The organism is Bradyrhizobium sp. AZCC 1588, assembly GCF_036924735.1.
GTDB lineage: Bacteria > Pseudomonadota > Alphaproteobacteria > Rhizobiales > Xanthobacteraceae > Bradyrhizobium.
Window position 1 is genome coordinate 5,009,530 of record NZ_JAZHSC010000001.1, and the last position, 14,839, is coordinate 5,024,368.

A 14,839-nucleotide genomic window follows, 5' to 3' on the forward strand; every position below is an offset into this window, starting at 1 on the left:
TGACGCGTTTTCTTGACGCGAACCGGTGTCCACCCCGGATCAAGTCCGGGGCGGGCTTTCGCTGGAAAACGCTCTAATTGCCGGAAGGCAATACAGTCCAGTTGTGCGTCACGACAAACATCAGGCTGTGGGAGTCCGCGGGGCCCGTGCCGGAAACCGTTGGCGTGCCGGTAATCGGGTCGAAAATGGTGGTGCCGGTGCTCGCGAACCGATGCAGATACCGGTAGGTGAGCGACGTCGCCCATTCGCGGGTCAGATTGTAGCTGTATGTCGCCGACGCCGAAGCGTAGTCCGTCGTTGTGGTCGAGATCTGTCGGTTGCCGCTCGCTGCGAGCGAGACGGTGGATCGTGCGTTGATGCTGTGGCTCAGCGATGCCGTAATCGAATCCCGTTTGAACAGCGAGCCCACAATGCTCGGTCCGACTGACTGGCTGGCGGTGACGGACAGAGTCGTGCTTTTCAGCATTCGATAGGTGAGGACCGCGTCGCCGATCCAGTCGAGCACCGAGCTTGATACGGGTGTGGCAGGCGTCCCGCCCCCGAATGCAGGAACTCCTCGATCGGTCACCAGATAGGCGACACCGGCATTGGCCCGAAAGGAAAGCACCGCAGACAAAGTAGTGTCGAATCCGGCCTGATCACGAAAAATCTGGACCTGGGTGTTGAATGCGTTGTCATATTCGAGCAGCTCGTATTCGGAGGACAGGTTGATCGCGGTGACCGAACTTAGCGAGCGCCTCCAGTTGCCGCGCGCAAACGTATCCGTAAAGGGAGTGCCGCCCCCGCTCGACGGCTGGTAACTCGTGCGCGAGGACGTGGCGAGCAGGGACACGGTGTCAACTGCGGTGATCGAACGGTCGATTCCGCCGGTTGCCGTAAGCCGATCGATAAAGCCTGAGGTCGGAACGGAGACACCGAGATCGTTCAGCAGTGCGAGAGCGGTACTCTGTTGTCTCCAGCTTCCCTCGACATACTCCCGGTCGAATTTCGTCTTTTCCTGAACCTCGTAGCGCGCCTTGAAGCCATAGTTCAGGAATTCCGACGCAGTTCCGACAACGCCCGGGCCCCAATACTTCTTGTAGCTGCCGTCGCCGGTGAAGTTGAACTTGGACGTCGGCGTACGCGCCTGTGCGTCGGCGCTGAGCGTCGTGTAGGAGCCCACCGATCCCGCGGGGGAACTACGCAAGAACTGGTTGCTGTTCAGTTCGACGGTTTCGGTCTCGCTGGCCTTTATCGACCAATCGAACGCAAATGCCACGGACGGCGCCATGCCAAAGCACACCGAGACTGCTATGGCAGCTCTCTTCACGTTGCTTCTCGCCCCCGCCGTGCGTCAGACCTCACTCAAACAAGCGCCGTTCCGGAACCATGATGACGTCGCCGGCTCGCAAGGTGATGTTACCTTCTAAATCGTCACCAGCTTCGTAAGCCCTATAGTTAAACATGAAAATTGTTTCGTCGCCGCCGGGGCCCTTGCGTCTCACCTGGATGCGATTCTTCGCAGCAAAGGGGCCGATGCCGCCGGCCAGTGCAATAGCCTGCATCAAGGTCGTCTTCTGCCTGACCACATAGGAGCCCGGCTTGATGATCTCACCGGTGATGAAAATCTTCGGCTTCAGGTCGTCCTCGGGGATCTCCTTGGGCGCGTTTATGACAGCAACCGTAACGTCGAGATTCTCGTCCTTGTAGTTGTTCTTCAGCTTGTTCTTGAGAATGTTTTCGAGCGCCAATGGCGTGAGCCCGCGCGCCCGGATATGGCCGGCGAGGGGAAACGCGATTTCACCGGAGGGGTCCACGACAACCGTCCGATCGAGCTTCGGGTCCTGCAGGACCGAAATGCTCAGGCTGTCGCCCGATTTCAGGGCCTGCGCTTCCGCCCCCGCGGTCAGGAAGACAACACACAGCAGTGCCAGCAAGATTCGCATGTCATTTCCCCTAACCGTCGGCAAAAAAGCCCGCAAACAAAGACATTTGGGCCGACGTGCGGGGATTATCCCGAACACGCAGCCATTATTTAGCCATGGGGAAGCTAATAGAATACAATGACTTAGGGAACCCGCGAGAACTTTTTTACCGGAAAAATGCTGTACTGTTGCTTGTCTGCAATAACGTCCCGCACAATCTGATCCGAAATTACTCGCTGATCGTTGGCAAAACCATAAACCAGCGCCGTGTCACATAAGACGTTAATCATTCGGGGTATTCCACCGCTCGCAGACGCAATAAGCGAACAGGCCTCTTGGGTGAAGAGGGGGCGCCGGGCACCCACCGCCTGAAGCCGGAAAGCGATGTAGTTGGCGACCTCCCGCTCATCGAGGGGGCGCAGGTGGAAATCGGAGGAAATCCGCTGCGCGAACTGATGCAGTTTGGGCGCCAGCAGCAGGTCGCGCAGTTGGGGCTGCCCTACCAGAATCAGCTGCAGAATCTGAAATTTGTCCGCGTTAATATTGGAGATCATGCGCAAATGTTCGAGCGCTTCCGGCTCGAGGTTCTGCGCCTCGTCGATGATTAATATGGTTCGCCTTCCGTTGGCGAATTGACCGTATAAAAAATCTTGTAACTTCTTGAAAAGGTTGGGATAATCCCCATCGAACGGTTGCCCGAGCGACATCAGGATCCATTGCAGCAATTCCTGGCGGCCCTGCGGGGAATTCGAGATCAGTCCGATGGTGATCGCTGGACTCACCTTCTTGAGCAGATGCCGGACCAGGGTCGTCTTGCCAGAACCTATTTCACCGGTAATGACGGTGAAGCCGGCGTTGTTCATGACGCCGAATTCCAGCATCGTGAACGCCATGGAATGCATTTTGCCCCAATAAATCAGGTCGGGGTCGGGGAGGATTGAAAAAGGTTTCTCCCGTAGTTGATAAAATGCCTCGTACATTGAACTTCCTTAGCCCGGCTATCGACCCTTATAGCGTAGTTCGCGGAATTGCCCTGCCTCCTTCGACCCATTTCTCTGATCTACGTAAATTTGCCAAAGCGGCAGCCATTGGAACCGCCATTAAGATTGAAATCTGAAAATCGTGGCGCTCAGCAACTATTCATTAAATCCCTGCAAGATCGATGCTAGATTGTAGTTTGGAGCGACGCGCCATCGATCATTTCGCGGTACTATCAGCCCAGCAGGGTCGCAAACAGACGCTCGGACAATATAATATATGCTGCAGAAAGTTGAATTTGAGGACGATTTCCAGCCGCTGCAAGAGGACCGCAGTCACCTGTTGCAGCCCGCCTTCTACTGGGAAGTGTTCAAACGGCGGTGGGCCTATTTTGTGCTGCCATTCGCCACGATCCTGGCTGTGGGCGCCGCGGTAGCGTTGCTTTGGCCACCGACCTATGTCTCCGAAGGACGAATACTCGTTCAATCGCAGCAGATTCCATCCGAACTGGTCCGGCCTACAGTTACCAGCGCCGCGCAGGAGCGAATCCAGGCCATTCAGCAGCGGACGATGACACGCGACAATCTCATCGCGATCGCCGACAAATTCAAACTGTTCCCGGACAAGCGCTCGCTGATGTCGCCGACCGAGCTCGTCGCGCAGGTCAAGAAGCACACGAAAATCGCGCCGGTCGATCTTCAACTGGACTTCAAGCAGCGGACGCGCGCCGCTATGGAAAATCCTACGATCGTTTTCTCGGTCGGATTCGAATACGGCAATGCTGCGGTGGCTGCGCAGGTAGCCAACGAGTTGATGACGCGGATCCTAAACGAGGATCTTCGAGATCGAACCAGCCGCGCCACGGACACAACGAAGTTCCTGGCCCGAGAGGTGCAGAGGCTTCAGGCGGAGAACAATGCGCTTGATGCCAAGATCGCTCAGTTGCGGGTCACGCAAGGTAGGCCGGCATCGTCAACCGGCTCCGACCAGCCGACAACCCTTACGCAGCTTAAGTCCGAGTTGATTCAGAGGGGCGCGCTGTACTCAGAGCGCCATCCCGTGATCCAGTCCCTGAAGAAGCAGATCGAAGCCTTGGAAAAGGTGGCCGCTGCGCCGGCGCCTACCAATGATGCTGCAACAGCGGCCAGCCTCGAGGCCTTGGTCGCCCAACAGGAGAGCTTGCAGAAAAATCTCGATGCTGCCTCGGCAAAATTGGCCGCCGCACGGCTCGGCGAGAACCTCGAAAAGGACCAGCAGTCCGAGAAGCTCGAAATCATCGAGCAGCCCACGGCTCCGCAAGAGCCGATCAAGCCCAATCGGCTGAAGGTCCTTGCGATGGCGTTCGCGGCTGCGCTTTTTGGCGGCGCGGGGCTGGCATTTCTGGTCGAAATCCTGGACAAGGGAATCCGCAGAAGCAATGAGCTTCTGTCGGTGGTCGATGGCCATTTGATCATTTCAATTCCCTACATCACGACGGCGGCCGAGTTGCGTGCGCAGCGGCGGCGGATATTTGCTTTTCTAGGGCTGTTCGCGCTGGTTGTGATCGGACTGTTGATCGTTGCGTACCTCTTCCTTCCGCCCCTTGATCTCTTGATTGCCAAGGCCAGGGTCGGGCTGTTTCGATAATTTGCGGAGTCACGTGGTGGATTCAATAAAGCAGGCTGTCGAACTCGCGCGCGCTGCGGAGGTGGTACACCGTCCCGGAGCCGTGAGCGGATCTGCCCTTGCGGCTAACGGACCGCTGCAGCGCTCAGCCGAGTCGCCGGTTAACGAGGTGCGTCTTCGGGCCGATCATCTCGAAGCCAACCGAATCGTGGCATATGGCACTTCCGGTCCGAACGGCCGCTACTACGACATGCTGCGCACCCAGGTGCTGCAGGAGATGGACAAGAAGAGCTGGCAGTTCCTGGCTGTGACCTCGCCGACCGCCGGGTGCGGAAAGACCGTGACGGCCTGCAATCTTGCACTGAGCATTTCACGCCTGCCGGAGCGGTCGGTGCTGCTGGTCGATCTCGATTTGCGCCGGCCGGCAGTTGGAAATTATCTGGGCATAGACGGCAATGGCGGTGTTCTCGATGTCCTGGAAGGACGCACGCCGCTTTCGTCAGCGGTGATGCAGGCAAGCATCGGTCCCAACAACATGCTGGTGCTGCCCGGATCGGTCTCGTCGCATTCTTCCGAGTGGATGGCTTCGCAGACGATGGGGGCGATGCTGCAGACCATCAAGCGGGATTTCCGGTCACGTATCGTTATCTTCGATCTTCCGCCGATGCTGCTCGGCGATGATGTAATTTCGATCCTGCCTCGAATGGATGCGGCGTTGCTCGTTGCGGGGGTTGGAAACACGACGGTTTCTGACATCAAGGAATGCCAGCGGCATTTGCGACGGACAACCGTTGTCCGCGTCGTTGTGAATAAGTCGACCGAGGCGGCTGGTTCGTACTACGGCTACTATTGATTCAAATCCGGCCGCGATCCGAATGGCGTGAGGTTCGATTACGCGGCTTCCGGAATGACTATTGTTGTCCTTCACTCAGGAACGCCTGGTAGGCGAGCCGGATGCCGTCCTCGAGCTTCGTGCTGGCGCGCCAGCCGAGTTTGGCCAAGCGGCTGACATCGAGCAGCTTGCGCGGGGTACCATCGGGGCGCGAGGCATCAAAACCGATCTCGCCGCTGTAGCCGACCGTCGCCGCGACGACGCGGGCGAATTCGGCGATCGTGATGTCCTCGCCGGTGCCGATATTGACCAGTTCACTCTCCGAATAGGTCTTCATCAAATGGATGCAGGCGTCGGCGAGGTCGTCGACATAGAGGAATTCGCGCCGCGGCGTGCCGGTGCCCCAGACCACGACCTCCTTCGCGCCAGCAACCTTGGCCTCGTGAAAGCGGCGGATCAGCGCGGCGACGACGTGGCTATATTCGGGATGATAATTGTCGCCGCTTCCATATAGGTTGGTCGGCATCACATTGATGAAGTCGGCGCCGTACTGGCTGCGATAGGCCTCCACCATCTTGATGCCGGCGATCTTGGCAATCGCATAGGGCTCGTTGGTCGGCTCCAGCGGCCCCGTCAGCATGGAATCCTCGCGCAGCGGCTGCGGCGCCAGCTTGGGATAGATGCAGGACGAGCCTAAGAACATCAGCTTCTCGGCGCCGTGGACATGTGCGGCATGGATCACGTTCGCTGCAATCGCCAGATTGTCGTAGAGGAATTCGGCGCGCAGCGTGTTGTTGGCGACGATGCCGCCGACCTTGGCGGCCGCCAGAAACACCGCCTGCGGCCGGTTGGCGGCGAACCAGCGGTTGACCGCAGCCTGGTCGCGCAGATCGACCTCATTGCGGGGCGTCGTCAGCAGTTCGACGTCTTCCCGCGCCAGCCGGCGCACCAGCGCGGCGCCGACCATGCCGCGGTGGCCAGCGACGTAGACCGTCTTGCCCGTCAGCTCAAACGGCAGGCTTGCCATTGGCGACCTCCCGCTTCGCTTCGTCGAGATCGTTCGCCACCATTTCCTTGACCATCTGGGCGAACGACGTCTTGGGCTTCCAGCCCAGTTTCTCGCGCGCCTTGCTGGCATCGCCGACCAGAAGATCGACTTCGGTGGGGCGGAAATAGACCGGATCGATGCGGACCACGGTCTTGCCGGATTTTTGGTCGACCCCGGTCTCGTCGACGCCCCGGCCGCGCCACTCGATGCGGCGGCCGACTTCGGCGAACGCCAGTTCGACGAATTCGCGCACCGAGCGGGTCTCGCCGGTCGCCAGCACGAAATCGTCGGGGGCATCGGCCTGCAGGATCCGGTGCATGCCCTCGATATAGTCGCGCGCATGGCCCCAGTCGCGCTTGGCCTCGAGGTTGCCGAGATAGAGCACCTCGTCGAGGCCAACCTCGATGCGGGCGACGCTGCGGGTGATCTTGCGGGTGACAAAGGTCTCGCCGCGGATCGGGCTCTCGTGGTTGAACAGGATGCCGTTCGAGGCAAACATGCCGTAGGCCTCGCGGTAGTTCACCGTGATCCAGTAGCCGTACAGCTTGGCGACGCCGTAAGGCGAGCGCGGGTAGAACGGCGTGGTCTCCTTCTGCGGCACCTCCTGGACCAGGCCGTAGAGTTCGGAGGTCGAGGCCTGGTAGAACCGCGTCTCCTTCTCCATGCCGAGGATGCGGATCGCCTCCAACAGCCGCAGCACGCCGATGGCGTCGGCGTTGGCGGTGTATTCCGGGCTTTCGAAGCTGACCCCGACATGGCTCTGGGCGGCGAGGTTGTAGATCTCGGTCGGCCGGATCTGCTGCATCAGCCGGATCAGGTTGGTCGAGTCGGTCATGTCGCCGTAATGCAGCAGGAACGGCACCTTGCGGGAATGCGGGTCCTGGTACAGGTGATCGATCCGCGCCGTGTTGAACGAGGACGACCGCCGCTTGATGCCGTGGACCTCATAGCCGAGGCCGAGCAGATATTCGGCCAAGTAGGCGCCGTCCTGGCCGGTGACGCCGGTAATCAGCGCCACGCGCTGTTTTGAATGTTCAACTGTCATGCTTGCTCCAATACTGCTTCGAGCGCGCCAGGGCGCCAAATTCATTCAATGCCGAGGTCGTGATTTGCTTCAACGCGCGAGCAATCGATCGGCAGGACCAAGGGGGCTAATTAGAGCTGCTAGAGCTGCAAATCGGCGGGCAAAAAGGCCGCAATTTCTGAGGCCGGTACAAAGTATTTGGCGATATCACGCGTTTCCATCTTTCTGGTCTCAGGTCGATAATGCGGTTGCGAAATTTTCCGGCTCATTATCCCGAGCAGGCACTTGCGTTTGACATCGAACACCCCTGATCCGGAATTGCCGGTGCGAGCCACGTCGGCGATCACCGTGCTGAATCGGCTGCGGGTTCTAGCCGGCAGCCGATCGGGCGAGAGGATGTGGGAGCGCACGGCAGATCCCGGTACGATGGTCACGACCTCTTGTCCGGGCCTGGGCGGATCGGTGCAGATTGAGTTTCGCCGAAGCCGCAATCGCACCGGAAGAAGCTCCTCATCAACCGATAGCAGCGTTAGATCAGTTCCCTCGAAACTGCCTTCCTTAACAACACGAGTCGGATATTCGGAGCCGGCAATGGCGATCTTGGGTCGCGTCAGCCAAGCCCGGCCTGCGACATGCGCCGCCGTGATGAACAGGCCTTTTCCGAGATAGATGCCGGCTCCCGGCCCCCAGCTCTGCATCGGCGTTTGATGAATACTTACCGCATATGGCAGCAGCGTATCGTCAGCGCCTTGCGCATATGCCGGCTGCGACAGGACTGCCAGAAGGACGCCATAGAGCAATGGTACGCGCATCAATTTCGAGGTGAATCGAGCGAATAGCAAAAATCACCTGTCAAGTTTGCACGCCGCGATCTTCAGCTCGCGCCGGTAAAGAACCTGAGTTCCTGAGGCGGAATGGCGGCAAGCAGATCGCGGATAAATTGGTCCTGTAGTTTGTATGATACATCCTTCGGCAGACCGATCGTGGAGACCCTGATCAGGGCACCATCGGGAATGATCCCGCGCAGGCCATACTTCAGCCGGCTCAACTGATGATCGACGACGCCATTGGCGATGTCATTACCGACCCGCAGCCAGTAAGTCACCGGTTCGAAGCGCGACTCCCTTGCCGCAACCAATCGAGTCATCTTGATGGGTTGCGCGCCATTGCGATAGCTGATCGCGGCATCCGCTTTTTCCGAAATCCGGAAGCCGTTGGCGGTATAACAAATCTCCGGACGGTGCGACTTCAGCCGATAGTTCTGCACCGGACCGTACGCGACCATCAGCATGACGATGTTGCCATGCCCGTCCGTATAGCCCCGACCAACTTCCTGGCTGTAGATCTTTCCAGCGAGCGGGTCCGGCTGAACGTACGCGTCTGGATCTGCTGGCCGGACCGGACTAATTTCGGGAACCAGCTTCCAGGTTCCAAATTGGCGCGGAATGACGGTTTCGAGGCTGGGGGAGGCCGACGTACGGGCCATCAGTTGACGGGGCGCCAGTACGGTCGCCAGCACGGCGCATCCCACGATTGCGATACATGCCAGTATGATCTGAATACGAGGGTATTTCATTGAGTCCACGCACAATTGAGAGTTAAACAATTGAGAATTAATTGGATCAGCCGTTTGAGGATATACTCCAACCGGCGGATTTGCAGTCAAAAGAAAGAGATAATCGACCTGCTTAACGAAATTAACATAAACAGCGGAAATTGCAGCGAAAAAGCGCTATAGGCTCGACCGGGAGCAGCGGGCTCGCTAGTCATAGCAGGATCAGGCATGGCCGGCCTGTTGCATTTGTTTCTCGGCCTATTTGGATGCACGGAGTTCCTGGATGAAGGGTATATCCATCAAGATCGCCCGGCTGGCCGTTTTGCTCGCCTGCGGTGCGGTCGCCTTGGCCGGTTGCGGCAAAAAAAGCGACCAGCCCACCGCTTCCAAAGGACAGGTGGTTGCGCGCGTCGGCGAGGAGGTCGTGACCATCCAGGATCTCGAGAACGAGTTTCGCTGGGCGAACGTGACGCCGGACAAGCAGAAGGAGCCCGAGACCGTTAAGGGCGTCCTGGGCCAACTGGTCGTGCGCAAATATCTGCTCCGCCAAGCCATGGCGGCGAAGCTCGATCGCGAACCGGGCGTGCTGCTGGACCTCTTGAGGTCGCGCGAACAGATTCTCGAGAATGCTTATCTGCAGCGAACGGCGGCTGCCAAGGCGCCAGGCAAAGCAGATATCGACAGGTATATCGCCAACAACCCGACGAAATTCGCCGGCAGAAAACTCCTCAGCGTCGAACAAATCGCATTTCCAATAGGGCCATCTGCCCAGTCCTTCGTGGAAGCGAACAAGAACGCCAAATCGCTCGACGAAATCGATGAGAAGCTCACCGCAGCCGGCATTCCCCACGGTCGTCAAATGGGCGCGCTGAACAGCGGCGATTTGCCGCCGGAGTTTTACGGATTGATCGAGGCCAAGAAGGCGGACGACGTGTTCTTTGTTCGCTCCGGCCAGAACGGCTTGTTCTTCAAGGTCAAAGGGCAGGAGCCGCGCCCGCTCGAAGGCGAGGCCGCGGCCAATCTGGCGCGGCAATTGATGCGCGCAGACGCGGTCAAGGCCGAACTAGGGATTGCGGCCTACTCTGCGAATCTCGAAGCGAAATATGAAGGTGAATACGCGAAGATCATGCAGCCGGGAGATAGCAAGAAGAACTGAGTACAAGATGTGACTTCGCCGCCATAAGATGTTCCACAAGGCGACATTGAATGACAACGCTTTTTGATGTGTTGACCGTTACCTGTTTCGTGGCGCTGGTGATCGCGTTCTTCCAGTTCACCGAGCGAGACAATCGAACTTTACTGCACTTCATGCTCGCTGGCATTGTATTCGCCGTCGCCAACCAGGTCGGCAACGCCGGTTCGTTCTATCTCGCCCTGGTCTTGATTCTTGCTGGCGCTGGTTACGCGGTTTTGATAGCCCGGAGATGAACGGTTTGTTCCATTTAATGCTATCAGTAGACTAAATTCTGAAACCTGTTGGTATTGAAATGACATATTCGCAAGTAATACCATCGGCGAAGGCGGGCTTTCTCGGCCCTTTTTTGTGGCCGGCGCTGCTCGGCGCCTCTGTGATTGCCGCCTATGCCCAGACCGTTCTCAGTTTGATTGATGGACCTTGGCAGACGGAGCAGGAGGGGCATGGTCCGCTCATCATCGCGGCCTCGCTCTGGCTGGTCTGGCAATCGCGCGAGAAATTGCGGGCCGTTGAAACTTCCCCGGCCCCCGTCACGGGGTGGCTTGCTCTGCTCGGCGGCCTGGTCGTCCTCTATCTCGCCCGGATCCAACAGGGCCTGGTCACCTTCGAAACCTTTTCCTTGATCCCCGTCATCGTCGGGTGCGTCCTGATTTCGGCCGGATGGCCGGCGTTGCGGGTGCTCGCGTTTCCGATCGGCTTCTTGATCTTTGCAGTGCCGATGCCCGACTGGCTGGTCGATGCCGCCACCGTTCCGCTGAAGGTCTTTATTTCGAACGTCGTGACCAACGTGCTCTATGCGACGGGTTTTCCGGTTGCCCAGAACGGCGTCATGATCATGATCGGGACCTATCAGCTCCTGGTAAAGGACGCCTGTTCCGGAATGAATTCGATTTTTGCGTTGTCCGCGATCGGCGTTTTTTATGCCTATGCGTTTCGCTGGCAGCAGAAAATCCGAAGCCTGTTCCTTCTCGCGGCCATCATTCCTATTACTATCATTGCGAATTTCTTTCGCGTTTTCGCGTTGGTCATGATCGCTTATTATCTGGGACCTGACATGCTCGACGGAATTCTGCACGATCTTACCGGCATCGGCCTTTTCGTCATCGCGGTTATTCTGCTGTTCCTGTTCGATATCTTTCTGGGCCTTTGTGTTGCGCTGGTGCGCCGTCTCCGCAACCGCGCCGCATTGGCGACGCCCGCCTAGCTTCGAGCATCTGCGGTTGTGCTTCGTGAAGCCGCCCGCTGGGACGTTTTGTTCTTGCGTGCTCTTTCTGCAAGATGGCTCGTTCGCGCCGAGCTTGCTAAGCTCATGCTACTTCAAGACCGGTTCTTGACGAGGGTTGCCGTGAGCCGAACGTACGCAATACCCGACCTTCACGGCCGGCTGGATCTTCTGGATCGCGCAATCGACGCGATTGCCCGGCATGCCGAGGGGGTGGCTTCCACGATCATAACCCTGGGCGACTATGTCGATCGCGGGCCTCAGAGCAGACAGGTCGTCGAGCGTCTCATGAACTGGAGGTCGAGTGAATCGAAAGTTGTCAATCTGAAGGGCAACCACGAAGCCATGATGTGGGCGGTCTGCGAGAATAGGGCCGAGCTCGACTGGTGGATCAAGAATGGGGGAGGCGAGACGCTGGCGTCGTATGACCAAAGCCCAATGCTCCCCGATTTGCGCGCAATCCCAGCTAGTCATCTGGACTGGATAGCCAATCTCCCCCTCATGCACGTCGATCGGCACAGGGTATTTGTTCACGCCGCAGTGGACCCAAGAATCCCATTGGACCAGCAAAGCGAACAAACGCTTCTTTGGAAGCGATATCCGGAAGGATTTAATCTAGGGCACGGACGCCGTTATGTCGTGCACGGACATCACGCCGATCCAAGAGCACCTGTCGTCACTACCGGCAAAACGAATCTGGATGCATTGGCGTGGAAAACGGGTCGGCTCGTGATTGGTGTTTTTGAAGACGACCGACCTGGCGGTGCGTTGGATTTCCTAGAAGTTCTTGGCCCAGCCGACTAGCATCAGGGTTTTCACCAACGAATTATCCGTTCCCTTCGGACCCGGTTCGACTTTGGTGGCTTCAGATCGCTCCAGCTGCGAGAGAGGGTAATTGCAAGGCAAAGGATTCTTGACACGAATCATTTTGTTGCGCATTAGCAGCTACGATTAAAATTTTTAAAAAATGGGACAACCGAAATGATTTATAAGCTTAGCCTTGCGGTGATCAGCTTACTTTTCAGTATCGGTACGACGAGCGCCTCTACTATAACTAACAATTTTTCTTTCTTTAATTCATCCAACGTCGTCATTGCTGGTGGGTCGTTCAGCTACGATTCCGCCGCTACCGGTGTTATTGGATATTCGGATCTGGAGACTTTCTCGATTAACGTGTTGGGACAGTCGTATGACCTGATTTTCGCCAAGGGCCTCGCCGGCGCCGATAACTATGTGTACTTTGGCTTCGACACTGCTTTGCACACGTTTGTACCCTTTGCGGTTGAAGGGTACGATATACCCGTCAGTGGGATTTTGGCGGCAACCAACGGTTGGGAAGGCTTTTTTATAGCCCCCCTGCCTGGACAGGCAGATCCAGCCGGTACAATTTCGGACGGCAAAGTCACCGCCTACGACCCTTTCACGAGCGACTACGCTATCACCGTTTCCATTCCCGAGCCTTCGACTTGGGCGATGATGCTTTTGGGCTTCGCTGGCATCGGCGGGCTGGTCTATCGCCGGCGCCGAAACGGCTATGCGGTGGCCTGAACGGGCGTGGAAATCCGCTGACGCTAAGACCGCCTATGGGCGGTCTTTTGCTGTCTGCCAAACGCAACAGATGCGTTTCCCTCCGGCGAAGGTCGCCTTGTTGGATTAGTCCAATTGGTGCGTAACAGTCCTTATGGACTTATGGATAGCCATAAGTGCAGTAGTCAGCTTGAACGGCTTGAGGTGGTTTGACTGGCCGCCGGTGCTGGTCGGATGACGAGAAGCTGCGGATTGTGATCGAGAGCTTTCAAGCGCCGCGCGGTATCGTCGACAGCAAGACGCCATGGCATATCACGTTGTTGCTGATAATATGGCGGCGCTCGTTCGGTCCCGAGCCGATTATTCCTCAAAGCGAGCAATCCGGCTTTGCGCGGTTGTCATTGCTGCTGAGGTCGAGCCGGCGGTTGCTGCCACACTGACAAGCGCGCAGATGGTGATCGTCGTTGCTAGGGATCGTTGGGTGATTGTCGATGCCGGCGTCGATGCGGCCGCCCTGCAGGTTCTGGAGCGTCGATTATTCCGCTCTCTTCGAGTGCACACATCTGGATTGCGACCGCTACACCGATCAAGGCTTCATCTCGTTTCCAGATCCGGAGCCGGTTCAAGAAGAACAGCCGATTTCAGCGCCATTTCCGCAGCTATTCGGTGACAGCCCGCCGGTTCGCTTCATTACGATCGTAAGCTGCATCACATACAATTTCACATTTGGCGAAGGCGAACCTCATCAATCCGGCATCATCTAAACGTATTGAGCAAAAATCCGCCAGCACTCAGGATTAATGGAGTCGAGAAGGACATAGCGGCTCTCGGCATCAATCTGAGACTTGGAGACTTCAACCATCTGACTTGTCGCTGGCTGTCTGGCATATCGGCAGCTATGCGGATTGAACGATCCTTTCGGCCACCATTGACTCAACTGCCGCGGGAAGCTGGAATAAGGGCTTTGCTGAGGGAGTTGAGTTATGCGTAAAGTGTTCTTGTGCACGCTGGTACTTGTTTCGATCTATTCTCAACAAGCATTTGCCGGGCTATATCAGGTTGATTTGAATCAGCCTGGTGGCGTTCCAGGGACTGGCGGTGCGCAGGTGATTTGGCCAACAGGGCTAGTTAGTTTCACTGTCGGCTTCCAATCCGCGTTCTATCAGTTCGTTCCCGGCGATGTCGTTGATCTTGGATGGGTGACTATTTTTCCAATTGAGACCTACGACTCTCGATCGGGCGTCACCGTGTCCGCAACGAGTTCATTGCCGAGTGTCGCATTCGACAGCAGCAAGCCTGCATTCGGCGGCATAATCGATCGGTCTGAATATAAAAGCTGTACAATATTAGAACCCGTATGCGTGATCGACCCTCCAGTGCCTACGACGGTTACTCAGCTGCTCTATACGATTCCTCAAGGCGGCGACGGGATTCAGGTGTCGTGGTATGGCCCATACGCCTATGTTGCTCCTATCCCCGAACCCTCAACGTGGGCAATGCTTCTGATCGGGTTCGCTGGCGTGGGCTATTTGGCCTGCCGGCCCACAACCAAGCAGCGGCCTCGAGAGAGACGTTCCATGCATAAACTAATATTCGCACTGACGCTGGGCCTTTGTTGCTCGCATAATGCAGGTGCTACTACATATCAGTATTTTGGGCAGCTGTTTCCCAGCAATACTGCGAACCTGTCGATTGCTCAGGGCCCCTTCCACCACTACATCTCTCTGCAACGGTTTCCTTCAAAGCAGATACCTCGCATTTCAGCGGTCATCTCACTCTAGATGACGCTTCTTCGGCTAAGTTCGGTGGATACTCGTTTCCATTTGTGGTTCCGCCGCCGGATTACGCCGGGTGGGTGTCCAGCTTGTATGGGTCGTTTAACTTGCTGAATGGCTCGATCGTAGATTGGACTCTGTATGGCCAAACCAGTGCACAGTGCAGTGGGCCGG

16 protein-coding genes are annotated in these 14,839 nt (G+C 57.3%); 9 read left to right on the forward strand and 7 right to left on the reverse strand.

The features are described from left to right. Positions 1 to 73 precede the first annotated feature (73 nt). From V1277_RS23390 to V1277_RS23400, 3 genes are all read right to left on the reverse strand, one after another. A complete protein-coding gene (locus V1277_RS23390) occupies positions 74 to 1,258 on the reverse strand; it encodes a hypothetical protein (protein ID WP_334418306.1) in 1,185 nt (394 codons plus the stop codon). An 82-nt stretch (positions 1,259 to 1,340) separates the two neighbouring features. Then, on the reverse strand, positions 1,341 to 1,925 hold the full coding sequence (locus V1277_RS23395) for a polysaccharide biosynthesis/export family protein (RefSeq protein ID WP_334418307.1): 585 nt from the start codon (positions 1,923 to 1,925) through the stop codon (positions 1,341 to 1,343). A 122-nt stretch (positions 1,926 to 2,047) separates the two neighbouring features. Beyond that, positions 2,048 to 2,884, reverse strand: a complete 837-nt coding sequence (locus V1277_RS23400) for an ExeA family protein (protein ID WP_334376723.1) — start codon at positions 2,882 to 2,884, stop codon at positions 2,048 to 2,050. 277 nt (positions 2,885 to 3,161) lie between these two features. On the opposite strand from V1277_RS23400, the gene V1277_RS23405 reads away from it, so the two are divergent. Both V1277_RS23405 and V1277_RS23410 read left to right on the forward strand, forming a co-directional pair. After that, entirely contained in the window at positions 3,162 to 4,508 is a 1,347-nt protein-coding gene (locus V1277_RS23405; protein WP_334418308.1) for a sugar transporter, read from the forward strand. Positions 4,509 to 4,524: 16 nt separating this feature from the next. After that, entirely contained in the window at positions 4,525 to 5,340 is an 816-nt protein-coding gene (locus V1277_RS23410) for a CpsD/CapB family tyrosine-protein kinase (RefSeq protein ID WP_334418309.1), read from the forward strand. 58 nt (positions 5,341 to 5,398) lie between these two features. Here the strand turns inward: V1277_RS23410 and fcl are convergent, their stop codons facing one another. The 4 genes from fcl to epsI all read right to left on the reverse strand — a co-directional run bounded on the left by fcl (position 5,399) and on the right by epsI (position 8,967). Next, complete coding sequence (gene fcl / locus V1277_RS23415) at positions 5,399 to 6,346, reverse strand: GDP-L-fucose synthase (RefSeq protein ID WP_334418310.1); 948 nt, start codon at positions 6,344 to 6,346, stop codon at positions 5,399 to 5,401. Continuing rightward, positions 6,327 to 7,412 (reverse strand): GDP-mannose 4,6-dehydratase, encoded by a 1,086-nt coding sequence (gmd, locus tag V1277_RS23420; protein WP_334418311.1) that lies wholly within the window; start codon positions 7,410 to 7,412, stop codon positions 6,327 to 6,329. Before gmd ends, fcl begins: the two co-directional genes overlap by 20 nt. Positions 7,413 to 7,531: 119 nt before the next feature. Further along, positions 7,532 to 8,203, reverse strand: a complete 672-nt coding sequence (locus V1277_RS23425) for a S1 family peptidase (protein ID WP_334418312.1) — start codon at positions 8,201 to 8,203, stop codon at positions 7,532 to 7,534. A 62-nt stretch (positions 8,204 to 8,265) separates the two neighbouring features. Continuing rightward, a complete protein-coding gene (gene epsI, locus V1277_RS23430; protein ID WP_334376717.1) occupies positions 8,266 to 8,967 on the reverse strand; it encodes an exosortase-associated protein EpsI, V-type in 702 nt (233 codons plus the stop codon). A 262-nt stretch (positions 8,968 to 9,229) separates the two neighbouring features. Between epsI and V1277_RS23435 the strand changes: the two genes are divergently transcribed. The 7 genes from V1277_RS23435 to V1277_RS23465 all read left to right on the forward strand — a co-directional run bounded on the left by V1277_RS23435 (position 9,230) and on the right by V1277_RS23465 (position 14,671). After that, positions 9,230 to 10,102 carry a hypothetical protein gene (locus tag V1277_RS23435; RefSeq protein ID WP_334418313.1) on the forward strand — a complete coding sequence of 291 codons (873 nt, stop codon included), beginning with the start codon at positions 9,230 to 9,232 and terminating at the stop codon, positions 10,100 to 10,102. Positions 10,103 to 10,152: 50 nt separating this feature from the next. After that, complete coding sequence (locus V1277_RS23440; protein WP_334418315.1) at positions 10,153 to 10,374, forward strand: XrtV sorting system accessory protein; 222 nt, start codon at positions 10,153 to 10,155, stop codon at positions 10,372 to 10,374. Between the two features lie 59 nt (positions 10,375 to 10,433). Continuing rightward, on the forward strand, positions 10,434 to 11,345 hold the full coding sequence (xrtV, locus tag V1277_RS23445; RefSeq protein ID WP_334418316.1) for an exosortase V: 912 nt from the start codon (positions 10,434 to 10,436) through the stop codon (positions 11,343 to 11,345). 141 nt (positions 11,346 to 11,486) lie between these two features. Beyond that, complete coding sequence (locus V1277_RS23450) at positions 11,487 to 12,167, forward strand: metallophosphoesterase (RefSeq protein WP_334418317.1); 681 nt, start codon at positions 11,487 to 11,489, stop codon at positions 12,165 to 12,167. A 177-nt stretch (positions 12,168 to 12,344) separates the two neighbouring features. Then, entirely contained in the window at positions 12,345 to 12,911 is a 567-nt protein-coding gene (locus V1277_RS23455; protein ID WP_334418318.1) for a PEPxxWA-CTERM sorting domain-containing protein, read from the forward strand. Positions 12,912 to 13,381: 470 nt separating this feature from the next. Then, a complete protein-coding gene (locus tag V1277_RS23460) occupies positions 13,382 to 13,654 on the forward strand; it encodes a hypothetical protein (RefSeq protein ID WP_334418319.1) in 273 nt (90 codons plus the stop codon). 219 nt (positions 13,655 to 13,873) lie between these two features. Beyond that, positions 13,874 to 14,671: a PEP-CTERM sorting domain-containing protein gene (locus V1277_RS23465; RefSeq protein WP_334418320.1), complete on the forward strand. Its 798-nt coding sequence runs from the start codon at positions 13,874 to 13,876 to the stop codon at positions 14,669 to 14,671. Positions 14,672 to 14,839: the final 168 nt, after the last annotated feature.

Excerpts from the sequence above, each read along its gene's own strand:
- gmd (WP_334418311.1), bottom strand. The coding sequence starts at position 7,412 with ATGACAGTTGAACATTCAAAACAGCGCGTGGCGCTGATTACCGGCGTC.
- V1277_RS23435 (WP_334418313.1), top strand. The coding sequence starts at position 9,230 with ATGAAGGGTATATCCATCAAGATCGCCCGGCTGGCCGTTTTGCTCGCC.
- fcl (WP_334418310.1), bottom strand. The coding sequence starts at position 6,346 with ATGGCAAGCCTGCCGTTTGAGCTGACGGGCAAGACGGTCTACGTCGCT.
- V1277_RS23440 (WP_334418315.1), top strand. The coding sequence starts at position 10,153 with ATGACAACGCTTTTTGATGTGTTGACCGTTACCTGTTTCGTGGCGCTG.
- V1277_RS23400 (WP_334376723.1), bottom strand. The coding sequence starts at position 2,884 with ATGTACGAGGCATTTTATCAACTACGGGAGAAACCTTTTTCAATCCTC.
- V1277_RS23425 (WP_334418312.1), bottom strand. The coding sequence starts at position 8,203 with ATGCGCGTACCATTGCTCTATGGCGTCCTTCTGGCAGTCCTGTCGCAG.
- V1277_RS23405 (WP_334418308.1), top strand. The coding sequence starts at position 3,162 with ATGCTGCAGAAAGTTGAATTTGAGGACGATTTCCAGCCGCTGCAAGAG.
- V1277_RS23395 (WP_334418307.1), bottom strand. The coding sequence starts at position 1,925 with ATGCGAATCTTGCTGGCACTGCTGTGTGTTGTCTTCCTGACCGCGGGG.
- V1277_RS23465 (WP_334418320.1), top strand. The coding sequence starts at position 13,874 with ATGCGTAAAGTGTTCTTGTGCACGCTGGTACTTGTTTCGATCTATTCT.
- V1277_RS23455 (WP_334418318.1), top strand. The coding sequence starts at position 12,345 with ATGATTTATAAGCTTAGCCTTGCGGTGATCAGCTTACTTTTCAGTATC.
- xrtV (WP_334418316.1), top strand. The coding sequence starts at position 10,434 with ATGACATATTCGCAAGTAATACCATCGGCGAAGGCGGGCTTTCTCGGC.
- V1277_RS23460 (WP_334418319.1), top strand. The coding sequence starts at position 13,382 with ATGCCGGCGTCGATGCGGCCGCCCTGCAGGTTCTGGAGCGTCGATTAT.
- epsI (WP_334376717.1), bottom strand. The coding sequence starts at position 8,967 with ATGAAATACCCTCGTATTCAGATCATACTGGCATGTATCGCAATCGTG.